The 18,152-nt window shown below is 62.7% G+C and carries 18 protein-coding genes; 6 read left to right on the forward strand and 12 right to left on the reverse strand.

All coding sequences use genetic code 11. The features are described from left to right. The first annotated feature begins 167 nt into the window (after positions 1-167). Both OZ411_RS18410 and OZ411_RS18415 read left to right on the forward strand, forming a co-directional pair. Positions 168-815, forward strand: coding sequence for a 3-oxoacid CoA-transferase subunit A (locus tag OZ411_RS18410; protein WP_130580110.1), 648 nt, complete (start codon positions 168-170; stop codon positions 813-815). Between the two features lie 3 nt (positions 816-818). Then, positions 819-1,469 carry a 3-oxoacid CoA-transferase subunit B gene (locus OZ411_RS18415; protein WP_130580109.1) on the forward strand — a complete coding sequence of 217 codons (651 nt, stop codon included), beginning with the start codon at positions 819-821 and terminating at the stop codon, positions 1,467-1,469. 66 nt (positions 1,470-1,535) lie between these two features. Here the strand turns inward: OZ411_RS18415 and fabI are convergent, their stop codons facing one another. The 5 genes from fabI to OZ411_RS18440 form a co-directional block, all read right to left on the reverse strand. Further along, positions 1,536-2,327 (reverse strand): enoyl-ACP reductase FabI, encoded by a 792-nt coding sequence (gene fabI, locus OZ411_RS18420; RefSeq protein WP_130580108.1) that lies wholly within the window; start codon positions 2,325-2,327, stop codon positions 1,536-1,538. Continuing rightward, the gene (locus OZ411_RS18425; protein WP_282529084.1) at positions 2,324-3,538 is read right to left on the reverse strand and encodes an acetate/propionate family kinase; all 1,215 of its coding nucleotides are present in this window, start codon (positions 3,536-3,538) and stop codon (positions 2,324-2,326) included. Before OZ411_RS18425 ends, fabI begins: the two co-directional genes overlap by 4 nt. Before the next feature lie 5 nt (positions 3,539-3,543). Next, positions 3,544-4,506 (reverse strand): phosphate acetyltransferase, encoded by a 963-nt coding sequence (locus tag OZ411_RS18430; RefSeq protein ID WP_282529115.1) that lies wholly within the window; start codon positions 4,504-4,506, stop codon positions 3,544-3,546. A gap of 38 nt (positions 4,507-4,544) precedes the next feature. Next, positions 4,545-6,797 (reverse strand): DUF3141 domain-containing protein, encoded by a 2,253-nt coding sequence (locus tag OZ411_RS18435; protein WP_282529085.1) that lies wholly within the window; start codon positions 6,795-6,797, stop codon positions 4,545-4,547. 117 nt (positions 6,798-6,914) lie between these two features. Next, positions 6,915-8,000: an AI-2E family transporter gene (locus OZ411_RS18440; RefSeq protein ID WP_282529086.1), complete on the reverse strand. Its 1,086-nt coding sequence runs from the start codon at positions 7,998-8,000 to the stop codon at positions 6,915-6,917. Positions 8,001-8,766: 766 nt separating this feature from the next. Here OZ411_RS18440 and OZ411_RS18445 point away from each other — a divergent pair. Further along, the gene (locus OZ411_RS18445) at positions 8,767-9,288 is read left to right on the forward strand and encodes a GNAT family N-acetyltransferase (RefSeq protein WP_282529087.1); all 522 of its coding nucleotides are present in this window, start codon (positions 8,767-8,769) and stop codon (positions 9,286-9,288) included. Positions 9,289-9,753: 465 nt separating this feature from the next. Here the strand turns inward: OZ411_RS18445 and OZ411_RS18450 are convergent, their stop codons facing one another. Further along, a complete protein-coding gene (locus tag OZ411_RS18450) occupies positions 9,754-10,191 on the reverse strand; it encodes a hypothetical protein (protein WP_282529088.1) in 438 nt (145 codons plus the stop codon). Positions 10,192-10,416: 225 nt separating this feature from the next. Beyond that, positions 10,417-10,644: a hypothetical protein gene (locus tag OZ411_RS18455; protein ID WP_282529116.1), complete on the reverse strand. Its 228-nt coding sequence runs from the start codon at positions 10,642-10,644 to the stop codon at positions 10,417-10,419. A 165-nt stretch (positions 10,645-10,809) separates the two neighbouring features. On the opposite strand from OZ411_RS18455, the gene OZ411_RS18460 reads away from it, so the two are divergent. Both OZ411_RS18460 and OZ411_RS18465 read left to right on the forward strand, forming a co-directional pair. Continuing rightward, complete coding sequence (locus OZ411_RS18460; RefSeq protein ID WP_282529089.1) at positions 10,810-11,658, forward strand: metal-dependent phosphohydrolase; 849 nt, start codon at positions 10,810-10,812, stop codon at positions 11,656-11,658. 177 nt (positions 11,659-11,835) lie between these two features. After that, positions 11,836-12,060: a hypothetical protein gene (locus tag OZ411_RS18465; protein WP_282529090.1), complete on the forward strand. Its 225-nt coding sequence runs from the start codon at positions 11,836-11,838 to the stop codon at positions 12,058-12,060. A 73-nt stretch (positions 12,061-12,133) separates the two neighbouring features. Here the strand turns inward: OZ411_RS18465 and OZ411_RS18470 are convergent, their stop codons facing one another. Genes OZ411_RS18470 through OZ411_RS18485 form a run of 4 tightly spaced genes read right to left on the reverse strand, consistent with a single transcriptional unit; the run spans position 12,134 to position 16,582 of the window. Further along, the gene (locus OZ411_RS18470) at positions 12,134-13,243 is read right to left on the reverse strand and encodes a hypothetical protein (RefSeq protein ID WP_130580096.1); all 1,110 of its coding nucleotides are present in this window, start codon (positions 13,241-13,243) and stop codon (positions 12,134-12,136) included. Further along, complete coding sequence (locus OZ411_RS18475) at positions 13,243-13,899, reverse strand: 5-bromo-4-chloroindolyl phosphate hydrolysis family protein (protein ID WP_282529091.1); 657 nt, start codon at positions 13,897-13,899, stop codon at positions 13,243-13,245. The genes OZ411_RS18470 and OZ411_RS18475 overlap by 1 nt, the downstream gene beginning before the upstream one ends. After that, positions 13,899-15,491, reverse strand: a complete 1,593-nt coding sequence (locus OZ411_RS18480) for a substrate-binding domain-containing protein (protein WP_282529092.1) — start codon at positions 15,489-15,491, stop codon at positions 13,899-13,901. The genes OZ411_RS18475 and OZ411_RS18480 overlap by 1 nt, the downstream gene beginning before the upstream one ends. Beyond that, positions 15,488-16,582: a toxic anion resistance protein gene (locus OZ411_RS18485; RefSeq protein WP_207234532.1), complete on the reverse strand. Its 1,095-nt coding sequence runs from the start codon at positions 16,580-16,582 to the stop codon at positions 15,488-15,490. The genes OZ411_RS18480 and OZ411_RS18485 overlap by 4 nt, the downstream gene beginning before the upstream one ends. Before the next feature lie 311 nt (positions 16,583-16,893). Between OZ411_RS18485 and OZ411_RS18490 the strand changes: the two genes are divergently transcribed. Further along, entirely contained in the window at positions 16,894-17,505 is a 612-nt protein-coding gene (locus OZ411_RS18490; protein ID WP_282529093.1) for a TIGR00730 family Rossman fold protein, read from the forward strand. A 136-nt stretch (positions 17,506-17,641) separates the two neighbouring features. Here OZ411_RS18490 and OZ411_RS18495 read toward each other — a convergent pair whose 3' ends face one another. Then, positions 17,642-18,136, reverse strand: coding sequence for a hypothetical protein (locus tag OZ411_RS18495; protein WP_245476426.1), 495 nt, complete (start codon positions 18,134-18,136; stop codon positions 17,642-17,644). Positions 18,137-18,152 lie beyond the last annotated feature (16 nt).

The following is an 18,152-nucleotide window of genomic DNA, read 5'->3' on the forward strand; positions in this document are numbered from 1 at the left end:
ATCCCGCCGTCCCGCTCACCCAAGAGCGCAAGATGCGGGTGGCGGATCTTCGGTACCCGTCGCTCCAGCGAATACTCTTGATACAGATCAAAGCGACGCGGTGAGCGGGAGCCAGCATCGCACCGGTACTGCCCTAGATCAATCGCGTGCCGACCGGAGTGCCCATCATGAAGGCCATTTCCGTCGAAGAAGCCGTTGCGATGATCCCGGCCGGCGCAAGTGTCATGGTCGGCGGCTTCATGGGCGTTGGTACGCCGGAACGCCTGCTCGACGAAGTCGTGCGCCAGCACAAGACGGGCCTAGTCTTGATCTCCAATGACGCGGCGACACCTGGAAAGGGCGTCGGCAAGCTGTTCGACGCCGGCCTGGTCTCACGCCTGACGGCAAGTCACATTGGCCTCAATCCCAAAGCACAGCAGCAAATGCTGGCCAACCAGATTGCCGTGGACCTGATTCCGCAGGGGACATTGGTGGAGCGCATCCGCGCCGGAGGCTGCGGCCTCGGCGGCGTGCTCACGCCGACCGGCGTCGGAACGACAGTTGCCGAAGGCAAACGTCAGATCGAGATCGACGGAAAGGCGTTCCTGCTCGAGACCGCAGTGCGGGCCCAATTCGCCCTGGTCCACGCCTTCCTCGCCGATTACCTCGGCAACCTCTCTTATGCGCTGACCGCGCGCAACTTCAACCCTGTCATGGCGATGGCGGCCGATACCGTGATCGTGACTGCCGAGCACATCGTTCCGGTCGGCGTCATAGCGCCCGACCACGTGGTCACACCGGCGCCGCTTGTCGACTATCTCATAGCGAACGAGTGAACCATGGATGCACAAGAGATCATCGGCCGCCGCGTGGCACGCGAGCTTCGCACCGGCCATCTGGTGAACCTTGGGATCGGCATTCCGACACTGGTGGCCAACTACGTGCCATCAGACATCAAGGTGTTCTTCCAGTCCGAGAACGGTCTGATCGGCACCGGCCCGATCCCGGAGCAAGGGATGGCCCATCCCCATCTGACCGATGCAGGCGGACGGCCGATCAGCGCGCTTCCGGGGGCCTGCACCTTCGACAGCGCAATGTCGTTCGGATTGATCCGCGGCGGCCATCTCGACGTGACCGTACTGGGCGGCCTGCAGGTCGACGCGGAGGGACACCTCGCCAACTGGATGATCCCAGGCAAGATGGTGCCAGGCATGGGTGGCGCGATGGACCTGGTCAGCGGCGCCAAACGTGTCATCGTGGCGATGCAGCATGCCGCGAAGGGAAAATCGAAGATCGTCAGAAAATGCACCTTGCCCCTGACGTCGTCGCGAATAATCGATCTCGTCGTCACCGACATCGCCGTGATCGGCTTTCCGGACGGCAAGGCGATGTTGATGGAGACCGCTCCCGGCGTCACGGTCGCCGAGGTCATGGCAGTGACGGAAGCCGAACTCGTCATTCCCGACACGGTTCCGGAAATGACGATCTGACGAGGTAACGAACGCGCGGGTATTCAGCGCTGAACAGCTTCCAACCGCTGCGGCGCCCGGGTCCACTCAATCGATGATGTGATAGCCGCCATCGATGTACGTGACCCCACCGGTGATCAGCTTTGCGCCGTCGAGCGCCAGGAAGGCCGTCGCATTGCCGACGTCATTGATGCTGACAAGGCTGCGCGCGGGCGCCTTCGATTGCGCCTTGTCCATCAGCTCGTCGAATTCGGGAATTCCCGACGCTGCGCGGGTGGCCAGCGGCCCGGGCGAAATCGCGTGCACCCGGATTCCCTTCGGCCCCAGTTCGGCCGCGGCATAGCGCACGGCCGCCTCAAGCGCCGCCTTCGCGACCCCCATGACATTGTAGTTCGGCACCACCATCTGGCTGCCGTAATAGGTCATCGTGAACAGCGTTCCGCCCTCCTTCATCAAGGGCTCGGCCAGATGCGCCATGCGCAGGAACGACCAGCACGAAATCTCCATCGTCTTCAAAAAGCCATCCCGTCCAACATCCACGACGCGGCCATGCAGCGCTTCCTTTGGCGAGAACGCGATCGAGTGCAGCACGAAATCAAGCCGGCCCCAGTCCTTCTCGATGCGCTCGAACACCTGCTCCATCTGGCCTTCGGTGTTGACGTCCAGCGGCATGAAGATCGGGGCTTCCAGCGCCTGCGCCAGCGGCTCGACATGCTTTTTGGCCCGGTCGTTCAGGTAGGTGACGGCCAGATCGGCGCCGAGCGCGCGAAACGCCTTGGCGCAGCCCCATGCGATCGATTGATCGTTGGCGATGCCCACGATCAGGCCCTTCCTCCCCTTGAGAGCAACCTTGGTCTCCGGAAACACGGGAATATTCATGATACCCTCTCGCGGTTCGGGCTGGATGATGGACTGTTCAACAACACCGCCAAGGTGTGCTGCGCGATCATCAGTTCCTCATCCGTCGGCACGACGTATACCGGGATGCGGCTGTCGGACCGCGATATGAGCCGCGCGTGGCTGGCATTCGCGACCGGATCGAACGCAATGCCGAGCCAGGCCAACTGCTCGACGATGCGTGAGCGAATTCCAGCCGAGTTCTCGCCGATGCCGGCCGTAAAGACGAACGCGTCCAACCCCTGCAGCGCCGCCGCCAGCATGCCGGCGTTGAGGCAGATCCGATAGACGAAATACTCGATTGCCAATATCGCGTGCGGATCGTTGCTTGCCTCCAATTGCCGCATATCGTTGCTGACGCCGGAGAGACCCTTCAATCCGCAACTGCGATAGAGAAAATCCTGGACGTTCGAAGCCGACATTCCCTTTTCGGATATGAGGTAAAGCACGACCCCGGGATCGATCTGCCCCGGACGCGTCCCCATCGGCAAGCCATCAAGCGCGGTGAACCCCATTGTGCTCTCAACGCTGCGTCCACCCTTCAGGGCACACATCGACGCACCGCTGCCGAGATGGGCGACAATCACCCGCCCTTTCGCAACATCCGGCGCGATCTGCGGCAAGGTTCTCGCGATATATTCATACGACAGGCCGTGGAATCCGTAGCGCCGCACGCCCTCGGCATGGAGCTGATAAGGGATCGCGTAATAGTCGGCCACCGTGCCGTGGGTGCGGTGAAAGGCGGTGTCGAAACACGCTACCTGCGGAAGGCTAGGAAAATTGGCGAGCAGCGAACGGATCGGCGCCAGATTGTGGGGCTGATGCAGCGGTGCCAGCGCCACATAGCGCTCCAGGCGCGACACCACGCCATAGTCGATCAGCACCGGCCGCTCATAGTCCGGACCGCCATGGACAACGCGATGCCCGACGGCCATCGGGTTGATGCGAAGCTCGTCCCGCAGCCACGCTCCGGCAACAGCCATTGCGGCCGGGATGTCCGAAACGCTTTCGATCTGGTAGGCGCGCTCCGCCAGCGGATCGCCGTTTGCATCGACAGCGCGCAGGCGCGGACGGCTGCCGATGCCATCCATCTGGCCCTTGATCTGCCGCCGCAGCCTCCCTTCTCCCTCAATCGCAAAGATCTGGAATTTGACGCTGGAGGAGCCCGCATTGACAACGAGGATCGTATCCATGGCGATCACGCAGCCGCAATTGGAGCAAGCCGGCGCCGCGCGTCGGCATGGAGCGCCGCGACCGCGCAGGAGGCCATGCGCGCCCGCGGCGAATCGGCGCGGGAGGTCAGAACAATCGGCACCCGGGCCCCGAGCACGATACCGGCGCTGTCGGCGTTCGCGAAATAAGCCAGATTCTTTGCCAGCATGTTGCCGGCCTCGAGGTCGGGGACAACCAGGATCTGCGCGCGCCCCGCGACCTCGGACTTTATCCCCTTGATCCTGGCCGCCTCCACGTCGATCGCGTTATCGAAGGCAAGCGGCCCGTCGAGCAGGCCGCCGGTGATCTGCCCGCGATCCGCCATCTTGCACAGTGCCGCCGCCTCGATGGTGGACGGGATCTTGGGCGTGACCGTTTCGACCGCGGACAAGATCGCCACCCGCGGCAATGTGCCGAAGCCGGCCTGCGTGAAGAGATCGATGGCGTTCTGGATAATGTCCCGCTTATCATCGAGATCAGGGAAAATATTGATGGCCGCATCCGTCACAAACAGCGTATCGGCATAGGCGGGGACATCCATCACGAACACATGACTGATGCGCCGATCGGTCCGCAAGCCCGTCGCCTTTGCCGTGACGCTGCGCATCAGCTCGTCGGTGTGCAGGCTGCCCTTCATCAGCATTTCGCCCTTGGCCGCGTGGATCAGCTCGACGCCTTTGGCGGCCGCGGCGTCGCTGTGGGGAACATCAATGATCTCGACGCCGGCGATGTCGAGGCCATGCTTGCTTGCGGTGTTACTGATCTTGGCTTCGGGGCCGACCAGCAGCGGACGGATGATGCCGGCTTCTGCGCTGTCCAAGGCACCGCGCAGCGAGGTCTCGTCGCAGGGATGCACGACAATGGTCGGCACCGGCGGCACGGCCTTGGCGGCCGCGATCAACCGATCATATTTGGTATGGGATCGCACTTCGCCTGAATCTGCGGGCATGATGCTCATGGTGGCGCTCCGGATTCTTCCAACCGGCGTTACGACGCCTTCGCTTTGGGATCGGTCTTGGGATCGGTTTTGGGATCGAAAGGGGCAACGTTCGAGGCTCTGTCCGACGTCTCTGTCGCATCTACGCCGAACAGCTCAGCCACATGGTGCAGGCGCTTGGCAGTCTCACCTGAAATCGCGGCACTCGCGGACAGCACGTCGCGGATGACGGCGAAGGCCGCGCTACGCTCCTGGGCGTTATCGGGCAGCAGCTTCGGGATCGCTGCCAGCGCCTCCTTCTGGTCCAGGAGCAGTATGAAGAATTGCTCGCGCACCATCATCTTGAAATCCGCCAGCGCCAGACGCGGCCCGCTGTCATTGCGCCGAACCTGACGCAGTGCTTCCAGGCTCCGTTCATCGACCATTCCCCGCGCCGACCCGACATAGAGCAAGCCGCGAATGGTTGCCTCCCGAAGACCGCCCTCGTCGATCTTGGATTTCAGCTCTGATATCCGCGCCCGCAATCTCTCGCGATATTCGGCCGACATCTCCTGCCGCCGCGACGGCGTGGACTGCGGATCGATTCCAACCGCCGCCTGAAGCGCGGGCAAGCCGTAGACGGTAAGGAAGACTGCCTCGCTGAGGGCTTCCTGCGAATCGCGCCAAGTGTCGAGCGCGTGGACGATTTGCTTGGAGACTTGCTCCTGGAAGGCAAGGAACGGATTGTCTGATGATACCGGCTTGCGATGCTCACTCGCCGCATCTGCCGCCGCTTTCACGGCGGCCATGAAAGGATTGTGGCTACTGAAGACCTCATATTGCAGGCGCAGCGGGTGCAGCTTGCGCATCCACTCGGCCATCTGCGGCGTCACCATGCCCTTTATCCAGGGCTGGACGAATTTCCGGTAGGCCGCGAGATTGATCTCGGACACGCGCTTGGCGGTGGCGAAGCGCCGCTCGTCCTCCGGCGAATTGCCGCCCATAGCGCGGATATCGTCAAGCGTGCGCGCCTCGCAGCGCATCACCCACTGGCCGACGGCAAGATCGGGATTGACGGTATCGGCGCCTTTTGCCTCGAAGGTCGCTTCATAGAGGCCCGGCGGCAGCACGTCGATCAGATCGATATTGCTGGAAAATTCCGCATGTTCCTTCTTGGCGATGCCGCCGGACACGAAGATTCCGAGATGGCCGACGCTCTCATGAACCGTGTAGACGATGGTCTGGCCGTAGGCCCTGATCTCGTCGACGTCGGCGTAGAGATCGAGGATCCAGTCCAGCGCCTGCTGTGGCGGAGTAATGTTGTCTCCCTTGGAGCAGAACACCACGACCGGCGATTTGATGTTGCGCAGATCGACCGTCTTGCCGTCCGACATCTTGATGCGACCGGCGGCGAGATTGTTGCCGATGAAGAGTTCATCGACGATGAACTGGATTTCCTCCGCATTCAGGTTGACGTGCCCGCCCCACCAGCGCTCGAATTCGAGGTAGCGGTCCGCCTCGGTGTCGACCTTCGAATACACATTGTATTGCTTGGTCCACAGCGTGTTCGAAGGGTTCTGGCTCTCGAAATTCTGCACCAGCCAGGCACCATCGAACTTGCCGGCACCGAGGTCGCTAGTGAGCGCCGTCAGCCAGCCCCCCCCGAGCAGACCGCCCGAATAGCGCATCGGATATTTGCCGTGCACGCCGGCCCAATAGGCAAGCGGCGCGCCGGCGATGATGACGGGCCCGAACAGCTCCGGACGCAGCGACGCAAGGATCATCACGGCCCAGCCGGCCTGACAGTTGCCGATGACGCAGGGCTTACCATCGGCATCAGGATGGCGCCTGATGACTTCCTCGATGAATAATGCTTCCGCGCGCGCGATGCGCTCGATGGTCTGGTGCGGCATCGGCTCCGGCAGGAAGCCGATGAAGTAGCAGGGATGACCGGCCTTCATGGCGACGCCGATCTCGCTGTCCGCCTTGAACCCGCCAATTCCCGGCCCGTGTCCCGCACGCGGATCGACCACGATGAACGGCCGCCGCTCGAGATCGAGCTCGGTACCCTCGGGCGGAATGATGCGCACCAGCGCATAGTTCATCGGTTCGGAGAGCTTGCGCCCGTCCATGACCAGTTCGGCGGTGTAGTGCAGAACATGCGGTGCCGTCTGGGCAATGTGCTGCTGATACTGGTCGCCGCGCCGGCGCAGGATGTCCAGGAACAGCACGCTGCGCTGCCCGGCATCAATCATGTATTCCACGGCCGAGGCAATGAGGCCCGATATGGGATCGCGCGAAAGCGGTGCCTTGTCCATCGACATGTCCGGACCTCCCTGTCGCTTGTCGATTGAATGCGCCGCACCACCTCGGACTTTGATCTACGTCAACGTCGTGAAGCGGAACAGAATGGTCCGTTTTGAGCGGCTTCGGCTCGAGAGCTATTGTTCCGCTGATTGCGCAAGGCGGCTGCGATCCTGATTGATCCAGGCCACCGTCAACTCCCAGGCGACTGACAGGATGACCGGGCCGATAAAGAGGCCAAGAATTCCGTGCGCAAGCGTGCCTCCGATCACCCCGATAAGGATGACGAGGGCGGGTGTAGTAAGGCCGCGCCCCATCACCAGCGGCTTCAAGATGTTGTCGAGCAAGCCAACAATCACCAGAAACACGGTCAGTGGGAGCGCCGTCGTGAAGTCTTTCGCTGTCCAGAGCCAGATGATCACGGGAAGCAGGACGACCGTCGCACCGATCTGCACGATGCTCAGCAGCAGGATCGCGAAAGCCAATAGGCCCGCATTTGGAATTCCCGCCAGCTTGAGACCAATGCCGGCCAGCAGGGACTGGATGATCGCGACGCCGATAACGCCTTGAGATACCGCGCGTATCGTTGCCCCCGCCAATTCCAGGAAGTGCTCGCTCTGCTCGGGAACGACGCGGGACAGGAACCTCCTGCTCGCCGCCACAAGCTGCGGTCCATAGGGGAAGAGAAAGCCGGCCAAAGCAACCGACAGGAGGAATTTGAGCGTTCCGACGCCGGCATTGCCTGCAAGGCCGAGAATCGTCGCAGCCAGCGGCTTCAGATAAGGAGCGATTTCGCCCAGAACGGCGCGGAGATTGGTCGATGCCTGATCCCAGAGATCGTAGAGCTGCGGGCCGATCAGCGGCCAATCCTTGATGCGCCCGGGCGGCGAGGGAACCGCCAGGCTTCCCGCGCTGAGTTGTGCTGCAATTTCCCGGAGGCCATCAACCGCGCCCAGACCGAGCCAGGTCGCCGGCCCGATGACTATCGCGAGATTGACGATAGTGAGAATCGCCGCCGCCAGCTTCGGGCGTCCGCCGAGCAAGTTGGCGAGACCGTTAAAGACCGGATAGAACGCAACGGCGAGCACCACGCTCCAGGCCACGATCGGCACGAAGGGTCGTACAAGAACAAAAGTCCAGTAGATCAGAAAAGCCAGCAATCCAAGCCGGATTGCAAGCTGGATGATGTCCTCCCCGGACAAAAGCTGGCGAAGTGTTCTCAAGGGCGCACCCTCGTTCGAGGCTGCGCGAAAGCGTACCCGCCTCGTTCCGCGACGCGGCTTGATTTAGATCAAGCACACCGGCCCCACTGCCCCCACCCCCGCGAAATCAGTGCCCTCGCCCGCTCGGTTTCGTGCTCGGGAGGGGCTTCGCTTTTCCGCCCCATTGATCCAAGATCAATGCCGCGCGCTCCGCGCAGCACTTGCCTGCAAAACATGAGAGGCGAGAGGAAATAGAGATGAAAGTGATATTCGCAGTTCTGTTCGCAGCCATATTCGCGAGCATTGGCATGGCCAACGCCGCGGACGGCTGCGGCCCCGGTTGCCATGTGGCGCGCAACGGTGGGTGCGTCGTCGACGGCTGGGATAGAGGCGCGCGTGTGCGCAATGAGTGTCCGGTCGGGGCTCACCCCCGTCCTCCGTGCTACCGGTGGTTCGTCTGGAGCCGTCGCGACGGAGCCTGCATCATCAGCCCCAACTAGGGTGCGATCCAGATTGGAATGGTCGGCGTCCATCGTCGGAGCCGGCTTGAGCGAGCCGCGCCTCGCGGCCCGCGTAGATTCACACGACAATCAAGTGCCCGTGACTAATGGCGACTTGATCTAGATCAAGCACCGTGGTCCCCCCCGAGCGGCAGGTTTGATTGCCGATGACGCGGCAATGGTTCTGAATGCCTTGGTTGAATCGAGCGCCATGCTCCGGTGCAGGCCGCCTCACTCCGCTTCGTCGGCGAGACCGGCCGTCAGATTGTTGGAACAAGAGGCAGCAGATGCCGGAAGCCGCAACCTACACAGCGCTCGAGCGCCTGAACGACGGCAGCCAAGTCGAAATCCGATCGCTTCGACCGGACGATGAGGCCGACATGATGGCTGCAGTCGGGCGGGCGAGCGCGCAATCCCTGCAACGCCGCTTCTTTGCGGTGAAGCGCGGCTTCTCGGAGAAGGAGCGCGCCTTCTTCATGGAGGTCGATTTCAGAAATCATGTCGCGCTTGTCGCACTCCTCGAGGAAGCCGATCAATCGGCGATCGTCGGAGGCGGCCGATACGTTGTATTCGAGCCGGGGCGAGCCGAGATGGCATTCGTGGTCGTCGATGCCTGGCAGGGACGGGGCATCGGCTCGATCCTGATGCGTCACCTCGTCAAGATCGCTCGTGATGCCGGGTTACAGGAATTGAGCGCAGAGGTTCTGCCCGAGAATGCCGCGATGCTCAAAGTGTTCGGAAAATTCGGCTTCAAGCCGGTCTCGCGGCGAGACCCGCAGACGATCCATTTGGCGCTGACGCTCAGCTAAAAACGGATCATGGCCCTGCTGTCATGCGCCTACTACGGGCACTTTGCCGGGTCACAGGTAGAGCACGGCAACTGCGGTTATTGCCCCAGAAAATATTCCGAGCGAGATCACGGCCGCTTTGAATACCAAGTCATTCTCGGCAAACCACAACAAGCCAGACCTCAATCCGAGAACGCCCCTGCGCCAACGCAACCGAAAGATGGCGAAGATCACTATGGTTTTCGCCCGGGTCGTATTTGAGAACGACGGCATGGCCCCAATACTCCACACCACCCATGATGTGGCTGCGGCTGGCAATTGACCAGTGCAGTTTGTGCCACTGAAAGCTCGCAGCGTAGCAGCACTTGCCTAGGCTGAAGGCGCGGCTTCGCTTTCTTCCGGCGCTAGTCGCATGTGATCTCTCAGCCGCTCATCCTCGCCTGCGCTCCACCCCACTCCCGTGTGCGGCGCGAGCGAGGGGAGTCTTCAGTCGTCGTCAGCTCCCTGAATGGAGAAGCCTTGGCCATACGGGTTCGTCGGGCTATCCGGTACGTACGGATTTCCAGCACCGAAGGGATTGTTGACGCTATCCGGAGAGAAACGACTTCCATAACGGCCGTATGGGTTTGAAATCGAATCCGGATCATACGGGTTGCTGCTTAAGCGCCCGCGATAGTTTCCCTGGCTGTCATACAGCTTGGGTGCATCCATCGCGTACGGATTATTGGCGGAGCTGTTGCTGTGGGTGCTGCCATATCGCCCGTACGGATTATTGACGCTGTTTGGATTGTAGGGACTACCAGCACCGTATGCGTTCCCGGTTGAGTTCGGGGCATATGGGTTGGCGGAATAGTTGCCGAGATATTGCGCGCCAGCGCTAGATGTCATCACGACCAGCAGGGCGATGCTCAAGGCCATCTTCATCGGCATTTCCTCTTCGTTGCAGCATCACGGTCGTACTCGTCGGACATACAGTCTTCAGACAGTATGGCCGCACTCAACTTTTCACGACGCTTCCTGAACGTCACGTGACCAACCGCCATGATGCATACCGTAGCCGGATATCCGGCGGCTGCAGCGGTCCTTGCGGGCCGAGCTTGACCGGCCTATCGGCATAGGCACCCACCTCACGTGCGGTCGGGCGCACCGCTACCTCAGCCCGAGAAGGGAGCGCCGGTAGCCGCTGGCGCGGGCTTCGCTCCTGCACACAAAGCCTCCGGTGTGACCCAGTCCGTAACGTTTTTGCCCTTTCAGGTAATAGCGCGCGCGCCGGAAATCGAGCCAAACCACGGAATCACCAGGGCAATGCCGCTGGGCCTGGGCTTGATAGCGGAACGGCGTCAGCGGGACGGCCTTTGCCTCGTGTGCGGCGCACACGAAAAGTGAGAAAAAGACGACAAGTCCACTGTGGTTGATCCAGGTCAACGGCGCGCCCCGGGCGTTTCTAACGTCCCGATCCATATCATTTTCAACGTGCCGCCTGAAGACGGCCGGAACCGACTGTGCTATCTTTCGACCGGCCGCGATTGAGCGAGCAGCAACATGCTCACCATTCCACATCTGACCGCGCAGGCGCTTGGCGCCTTTCTGGCCTCCGAGACAAACGGACGGTTCGGTGCGTCTTACGGTTACCTCAACGAGCTTCTGCCATATGCGGCACGCCTGTCGCTCGAATGCATCGGCAACAGCGACGCGCTCTATCACGATATCGAGCACTCGATGCTGGTCACCCTGGCCGGCCATGACATCCTGATGGGGCGCGCCTTGTCGCGGCCGACGACGGCCGAGGACTATTCAAATTTCATCCTGGCCTGCCTGATCCACGACATCGGCTATGTCCGCGGCGTCCTTCAAGGAGACGGGGACGACGTCTATGTCGCCGATGTCACCGGCGCGACCGTCCGGCTTCCGCGCGGCGCGTCCGATGCAGCGCTCGCCCCCTACCACGTGGACCGATCCAAACTGTTCGCGCTGGAGCGTTTCGATGGTGTTGAACACGTCGACGCCAACCGGATGGCGCGCGCGATCGAATACACGCGATTTCCCTACGCACCGTCATCGTCGGACGACGATCTGAACAATGAAGAGGGCCTGCTGCTGCGCGCCGCGGACCTGATCGGCCAACTCGGCGACCCCAACTATCTGAGGAAGGCCAATGCTCTCTTCTATGAATTCGAAGAGACCGGGATGAACAAGCAGCTCGGCTACGATACCCCGGCCGATGTCGTGTACAAATATCCGCAGTTCTATTGGAACACCGTCGCGCCGCAGATATCGACCGCCATTCGATACCTGAACGTCACGTCAAGCGGCCGCCAATGGATCGCAAACCTTTACAGCAACGTGTTCAGGGCGGAACGAGAGATGAGGCTGTCCGGTCCGGAGCTGTGACGCCCATCAATTGCCAGCCCTATCAATTGCCGGGGCACGCGCGGCAAGTGGCAGATGTAACCGAATTGTCCGGCCTTGAAATGTGCGCGTAACCCTGACCTTCGAAGTTCCGGCATGCGGCGCCGCTCGCGGTTACCGCAAAATGCATTCGTTAGCCGGAGGCCCAAGGAGGAATTCATGGCAAACAAACTCGCACTGGCGGCATCGGTCATCATGCTGATCGCAATCTCGGGCGCGGCGGTTGCAGGCAGCCCGAAAACGCACGCGCGCACGCATTGGTCCGCGGCATCTTACGCTGCGCAAGCCGCGTACTACCCTTACGCCTTCGAGCCGGCAGCGCCCTGGGTCGCGTACTGGCCCAACGTGCGCCCGTATCACGGCGGACCGAAGTCCGACTATTGAGATCGCCGGCGTAGCCTGCACGGCGGGTTGTTCATATGGCCCAACAATTAAGGCGTGGTGCACCGCTTACGCGCTACGCCGCCAACCGGTCGAGCAGCGCCAGCATGACCGGGGCGTCCGGCATCGGCAGCACCGCGTCGATGCGCTCGATCAGGCGCGATTGCAGCAGCGCATTGCGCGCCTTGCCGATGGTGCCGAGCGGACCGCGGAATCCGTGATCCTCCCATGCCATTTCGAGCAGGCTTTCGCTCATCAGCGCGTCGATGAGGTCGTCGGCCTGGCGCTCGATGCTGATCAACGGATGCGCGGAGAACACGGTCGGCTGCGGATAGAGGATCACCGGCTTGGCCGGCGCGTTGGCCTCCAGCCGCTTCCAGCGCTCGGCATCCTGCAGCACCCACTCCACCAATTGATTCTCGTAGCCGACGATCAGCGGCTGCGCACCGGCGCCGCCGGCAACATAATCGTCGAACAGTTTTCCCGAGGACGGCGGCTTGAAGCCCATGCGGCGGAACACGGTGGCGACGTCGCCGTCGATGCGGCTCAACGTATCCGGCATCACCACGTCGCCCGAGAGCAGGCTCGCCGCGAGGCCGGCGAACATAAATCCCGAATTGGATTTGTTTGGATCGGTGCAGACGATGCGGGCGCGGCCGAACAGGTCTGAGACGCCGATCGCCGCCCAGGTCTCGCCGGCGATGATCGCCTTGAGCAGCTTCGAAAGGTCAGCCTTGTAGCGCGGGCCGCCCATCGGCTCGGCGAAACCGCCCTTCACCAGGCCATCGGCAATGCGGTCCCATGAATAGAGCACGATCGGCGAATTGAAGATCACCTGGTCGCGCGAAATCTTCACGCCCGAGGTGCGCGCCACCTCCACCAGCACGGAGGAAGACGGCCACAGGAATTGCGGCTTCTGGTCGAGCAATGCACGCTCGCGCACCATCTCCACCGATCCAGCGCGGCGCCCGTCGAGCACCAGCCCAAAGCGGCGTTCGAGCACGCCGCGGACACGCGCATTGGCGAGGAAGCCTTCCTTCTCGCCGCCGGCGAACCCGAACAGCTTCTTGGCTTCACCGAAGCGGCCGGCGATCTCAGGATGTTCGCGAAGATAGAGATAGCCTCCGGTCGCCGCGGCGCTTGCGGCGACGAGGCCGATCCCGAACGCACGACGCGACATGGCCATCAGGTTGTTCCCTTCTTCTGCCCGGACGGGATATCGGCCCGCGCCGGTCCGATATCCTCGTCGAGCGAGCTTTTCAAAAGCTTGAGTTCGATGTCGAGCCTGTCGAGATCGGCATCCTGCAGATTGGCCGCGTAGCGCGTGAACGCGGCATCGAGCCGCTCGATCAATTCACCGGTCGCGGCAAGCCGCGCGGCGTCGGGCACGGCGCTGCGCTCCAGCGAAGCATAGGCCTCAGTGATCTCGGCCGCGCGCGGCAGGTAATAGGTGAGGAAGCGCCTGACACGGTCGATGCGCAGCGGGTCCCGCTCGATCGCGGCGAAGATATCGCGCGCGATCTTCACGAGGTGGCGGACGCGCTCGGCCACCGCACGAGTCCGGATCGCTGCCGCCGTCGTTTCCATGCGCTCCGTCAGCGGCTCGGCCTCCGTGAGGAGCTCGCGCGCGAATTCGATGCGGCCGCGCGCCGCGCCGCTGGCGTCGAGTTCGGCGAAGCGCCTGCGCGGCGCCATCACCGCAACGACGCCGCCGCCGGCGAGCACGCTGACGAGGAGAGCGATCCAGAACGGCATCCCGACGCCGATCGCAAGCGAAGGCAGCAGGATGGCCGCCGCCGCGCCACCGGCAATCCAGCCGAGCCCGGACGGCGCGGCCGCCATCAATTATATCCCCGCACCGAGCGGAACGCGTCCGTCAGGCTCTTGGTGCCGTCGAACACCCTGCCGCCGGTCAGCTTCGCGAGATTGTCGAGCTGGCTGCGATCGACCTGGTCGCCGAACGTGACCCCGAATACCGGCACACGCCGGCCATCCGCCCGCCACGCGGCCTCAAATGTCGACAAATAGCCCTGGCTCTTGCCGTCGGTCATGATGACGATGGCCGGCAAATGCTCCCCGCCGTCGAGCAGCGGCTTCATGGCGACGAGCGCCCGCTCGCCACAGGTGTAGAAATCGGTGCCGCCGCCGACGCGCAGCTCCAGCGCCTGGGTGAGAAGCGTGGCCTGCTCGGGGTCGGCGCCGGTGGCGCGCGCCGTCCACAGCACATGATCGTTGAACGGCAGCAGCAGGATCTCGTCCGCCTTGGTCCATTGCACCAACAACTCGCGGGTGCGGGCGGGCGTCAAAAGGAAACGCATCGCGTCGAGCAACTGGGTCTCGCCGGCCCCCTGCATGCTGCCGGAGACGTCGAGGCACAAAGCGGTGAGCGAGGGACGGCGGAGCGCCTCCTGATAGATCGACAGCGCCTTCTGAATCACCGCGGGCTCGGGTGGGCGGATGACGTTCAGCGCGCGCGCCGGATCCAGATTGGTCTTGGGATCGGCGGGAAGCGGCGCAGCACGGCCGACCTCCACCCGCCGTCCGGTCTTGGCGATCCGCGCCTGAACCTCGCCCTTGAGCAGGAAGGCCTGCAGATCGGCAAAGAAGGTTTCGACGTCCTTGCCGCGGCCGCGATCGACGAAGCCGAGCGGAGAATCGGCGATCGCCACGCCGTCTTCCGGATAGATCGCGTAGAGCGGCTCATGGCCATCGGCGATCAGTTTGTCATTGGTCTCCTTGATAACAGCCTCATAGTTCCAGATCGCCTGGTAGTGCACACCATTCCGCTCGCCGTCGCGATAGAGATCGGCGAGCCACCCGCTCGAACCCGCGCTGCGCTCGACTCCTTTCAGGAGGCCGCGCGCCGTCGCCTGCACCTCGGGCTTGTCCAGATCGCCGGCTTCGATCAGGTCGGGCTTGCCGATGCCGGCCGCGAGCATCGCGAGGTAGGCGGCCGCGCCCGAGTTCGACTGCGTCGCCGAGGTCATCAGGAATTTCAATCGGCCGGCCTCGACGGCGGCGAGAATATCCTTGGCCGTCACCTTGGCGCCGATCCAGTTCAATTCTTGCGCCTTGGAGCGGCGCACGCCGAGGATGACCGGCATCTGCACGATCGACTTGACCGACTTCACCCGCCGCTTGGTGTCGAACATGTCGATCCAGATCGAGGCCGCCGGCCACACCGCGTCGGCCGGCGGATCGTCGCCCTTGAGCGCCAGCGCGATATCAAGCGAGCCCTGATAGCGCATGGTGCAGGCGGCATTGCGCGACTTGCAGAATTCCTGCACCAGCGGCTCGAGCACGTCATTCTCCGAGCCCGACAGGATGGTGAATTGCGGTCCCGGCCCGCCGCTGCAGCCGGAGAGCAGCACGGCGATCAGCGGCGCCGCAGCGAGCAGCGCAAGCCAGCGCCGCGGGAACAACGCGAGGCTCATGCAGAGGCCTTGGTCACCGCGGATTTCAACTCGTCGGTCAGCTCCGACATGCGCTGTTCGATCTCGGCGCGCTTGGTGCGGCCCTGCTCCTGCACGGCGAGCACGCCCGAGATGGTGTCGATCAGGTCGCGATTGGTCTTTTCCAGCGTCGTAATGTCGACGATGCCGCGCTGCGACTGTTTCTCGATCTCGATCGCCTGGGTCTTCATCATCTCGGAGGCCTGGCGCATCATCTCGTTGGTGGCATCGGTGATGGTCTTCTGCAGCTCGAGCGCGGATTTCTGCCGGTTCAGCCCGAGCAGCAGGATCATCTTCTGCTTCCACACCGGGATAGTGAGTTCGGTGGTGGCCTGCAGGTTCTCGATCAGGGTCTCGTCGCCCGATTGCACGATGCGGATCTGCGGCAACTGCTGGATGCCGATCTGGCGTGCCTGCTGCAGATAGAAGATGCGCTTCTCGAGCCGGTCGAGCGCCTGGAGTGCGTCCTGATAGGTCTGCGCCGCGAGCAAGGCGTCGCTGCTTTGGCCTTGCGCGGTCGCTGCCCGCTCCATCTCGACCAGCTTGCCGCCGCGGAAGTCCGCGGCGAAGGCCTTGCCGGCGTTGATATGCGCGTCGAGCTGGCCGAGCGCGGTCCTGGTCTGCTCATAGAGATCGTCGAGCAGCGCGATGTCGCGGCGCAGGACCTCCTTGTTGCGATCGAGCTCGACGCAGACGCGATCGATCTGCGAGGCGACATCGCCGAACTGCTCGGCAAAGCGGCGCAGCCGTGCCTCCGCCGACGAGAACAGGCGCGTCAAGAGGCCGCTGTCCTTGAGATCGGCGGGATCGAGCCCGCGCGCTTTTGCCAAAATGTCCGACAACAGCTTGCCGGTTGTTCCGAGCTCTCGATTTTGCGTCTGGGACAGAATGCGGTCGGCGAACTCGACCACCGACCGCTGGGCGCGCTCGCCGAACGTGACGATGCGCGAACGATCTGAAATATCGATTTCGGACTTGATACGTGCAATCACTGATGCATCTGCCGGCAATGCCGGGACACTCGTCGTTTCGCTCACCGCCTCACTCCCTCTCGGCCGCGGCCATGATAGCATGCCGGACTGGTTCCGCAGCTAAGCGCAGGCGATACGACAGATTGATGACAGTCTCCGAGGTTGACGACAGGCCTGTTGATGAAGCCCTTCCCGGAACGGGATACGTTACCGGCCGCCGCAAAACCCGATCCGGCTCGACCCGCCCGCACGGAGAAATTCCTGTTTGAATTCAAAGATGTAGGCGCAGGTCATTCACAGCACCGATCCGCCGATGCATTACGTTGTAGCGCAACGCCGCGATCCCCAGCCCCTCATGCTAACGTCGATCCGCCGACGAATCGTTTGCAGCACGAAAGGTCCGCACAGATCCAATGCAGAACCAAAACGCCAAAGCGCTGAAATCCGTCTGTATCTTCTGCGGCTCCAGCCCGGGCCGTGATCCGATCTATCTGCAGACCGCGGTCGCCACCGGACAGGCGCTGGCAAAGGCCGGCATCACCATCGTCTATGGCGGCGGCAAGGTCGGGCTGATGGGAGCAGTAGCGGACGCGGCGCTCGCGGCGGGCGGGCGTGTCGTCGGCGTCATTCCGCGCGCGCTGGTCGAGCGCGAGATCGGGCACACGGGCTTGAGCCAGCTTCACATCGTCGAAACCATGCATGAGCGCAAGACGATGATGGCACAGCTATCCGATGGCTTCATCGCGCTGCCAGGCGGTGCCGGAACACTCGAAGAACTTTTCGAGGAATGGACCTGGGCCCAGCTCGGGATCCACCAAAAGCCGTGCGGCGTGCTGAACGTAAAGGATTACTTCGCGCCGCTGATCGCGATGGTGGAGAGGATGGTTGCCGAAGGCTTCACGATCGCAGCCTATGCCGAGATGCTCATCATCGAAACCAAGGTGGACGCGCTGCTCAGCCGCTTTGGAACCTACCAGCCGCCGCCACGAAAATGGCTGCGCACGGAAGCGGCTGCCAAACCGTAGAGCATGATCCGGGAAGGCGGAGACCGGTTTGCCCTCGCGACAACAAAACGCGAAGCGTTTGCGCGGAGATCATGCTCAAACCAGAAGATGAAATCGTGATCTGGTTCCGTTCAACCGAATCACGATTTCAGTTGCGTCACCCGCCGTGCTTCTGCGGCTTATGGCCGCTCTGGCCGGGATCGTTGTGCTTGTTGTGGTGGCTTTCCTGGTTCAGCCCGCCGCGGCTCACCGGAAATTCCGACTGGCGCGCATCCTGTTTCGGATGTCTCGCGCCTGCATCTTCCACAATGCGCGCGCCTCGTTGCTCGACATTGCGCGCGTCGGGAACATCGGGCTTGCGTTCCAGCATCCGCAACTGCTGCTCATGGGTCTTCTTGCCCTGCAGCACCGTCTTGCGCGATTTCGGCGTCTGATCGCGCGACGGGCGGCCTTGCCGGCGATCTGGCGCCTCGATACCGCCTTGCGGGTTGGTATCGTTCTCGACGTCGCCCTCAAAGGTGTTCTCGCCTTCGACCTCCTCGAGATCGTCCGGCGTCGCCTGCGCCATCGTGACGCCCTTCGATCCGCCGATCAGCGGATTGCGATAGAGGTCGACATCGCTCGGCCGTTTCGTCTTGTCGTGTTTCGTCATGATCGGTTCCCCGTAC

Source organism: Bradyrhizobium sp. Arg237L, assembly GCF_029990105.1.
Classification (GTDB): Bacteria; Pseudomonadota; Alphaproteobacteria; order Rhizobiales; family Xanthobacteraceae; genus Bradyrhizobium.

Excerpts from the sequence above, each read along its gene's own strand:
- OZ411_RS18410 (WP_130580110.1), top strand. The coding sequence starts at position 168 with ATGAAGGCCATTTCCGTCGAAGAAGCCGTTGCGATGATCCCGGCCGGC.
- OZ411_RS18415 (WP_130580109.1), top strand. The coding sequence starts at position 819 with ATGGATGCACAAGAGATCATCGGCCGCCGCGTGGCACGCGAGCTTCGC.
- fabI (WP_130580108.1), bottom strand. The coding sequence starts at position 2,327 with ATGAATATTCCCGTGTTTCCGGAGACCAAGGTTGCTCTCAAGGGGAGG.
- OZ411_RS18425 (WP_282529084.1), bottom strand. The coding sequence starts at position 3,538 with ATGGATACGATCCTCGTTGTCAATGCGGGCTCCTCCAGCGTCAAATTC.
- OZ411_RS18430 (WP_282529115.1), bottom strand. The coding sequence starts at position 4,506 with ATGCCCGCAGATTCAGGCGAAGTGCGATCCCATACCAAATATGATCGG.
- OZ411_RS18435 (WP_282529085.1), bottom strand. The coding sequence starts at position 6,797 with ATGTCGATGGACAAGGCACCGCTTTCGCGCGATCCCATATCGGGCCTC.
- OZ411_RS18445 (WP_282529087.1), top strand. The coding sequence starts at position 8,767 with ATGCCGGAAGCCGCAACCTACACAGCGCTCGAGCGCCTGAACGACGGC.
- OZ411_RS18450 (WP_282529088.1), bottom strand. The coding sequence starts at position 10,191 with ATGAAGATGGCCTTGAGCATCGCCCTGCTGGTCGTGATGACATCTAGC.
- OZ411_RS18460 (WP_282529089.1), top strand. The coding sequence starts at position 10,810 with ATGCTCACCATTCCACATCTGACCGCGCAGGCGCTTGGCGCCTTTCTG.
- OZ411_RS18465 (WP_282529090.1), top strand. The coding sequence starts at position 11,836 with ATGGCAAACAAACTCGCACTGGCGGCATCGGTCATCATGCTGATCGCA.
- OZ411_RS18470 (WP_130580096.1), bottom strand. The coding sequence starts at position 13,243 with ATGGCCATGTCGCGTCGTGCGTTCGGGATCGGCCTCGTCGCCGCAAGC.
- OZ411_RS18475 (WP_282529091.1), bottom strand. The coding sequence starts at position 13,899 with ATGGCGGCCGCGCCGTCCGGGCTCGGCTGGATTGCCGGTGGCGCGGCG.
- OZ411_RS18480 (WP_282529092.1), bottom strand. The coding sequence starts at position 15,491 with ATGAGCCTCGCGTTGTTCCCGCGGCGCTGGCTTGCGCTGCTCGCTGCG.
- OZ411_RS18485 (WP_207234532.1), bottom strand. The coding sequence starts at position 16,582 with ATGCTATCATGGCCGCGGCCGAGAGGGAGTGAGGCGGTGAGCGAAACG.
- OZ411_RS18490 (WP_282529093.1), top strand. The coding sequence starts at position 16,894 with ATGCAGAACCAAAACGCCAAAGCGCTGAAATCCGTCTGTATCTTCTGC.
- OZ411_RS18495 (WP_245476426.1), bottom strand. The coding sequence starts at position 18,136 with ATGACGAAACACGACAAGACGAAACGGCCGAGCGATGTCGACCTCTAT.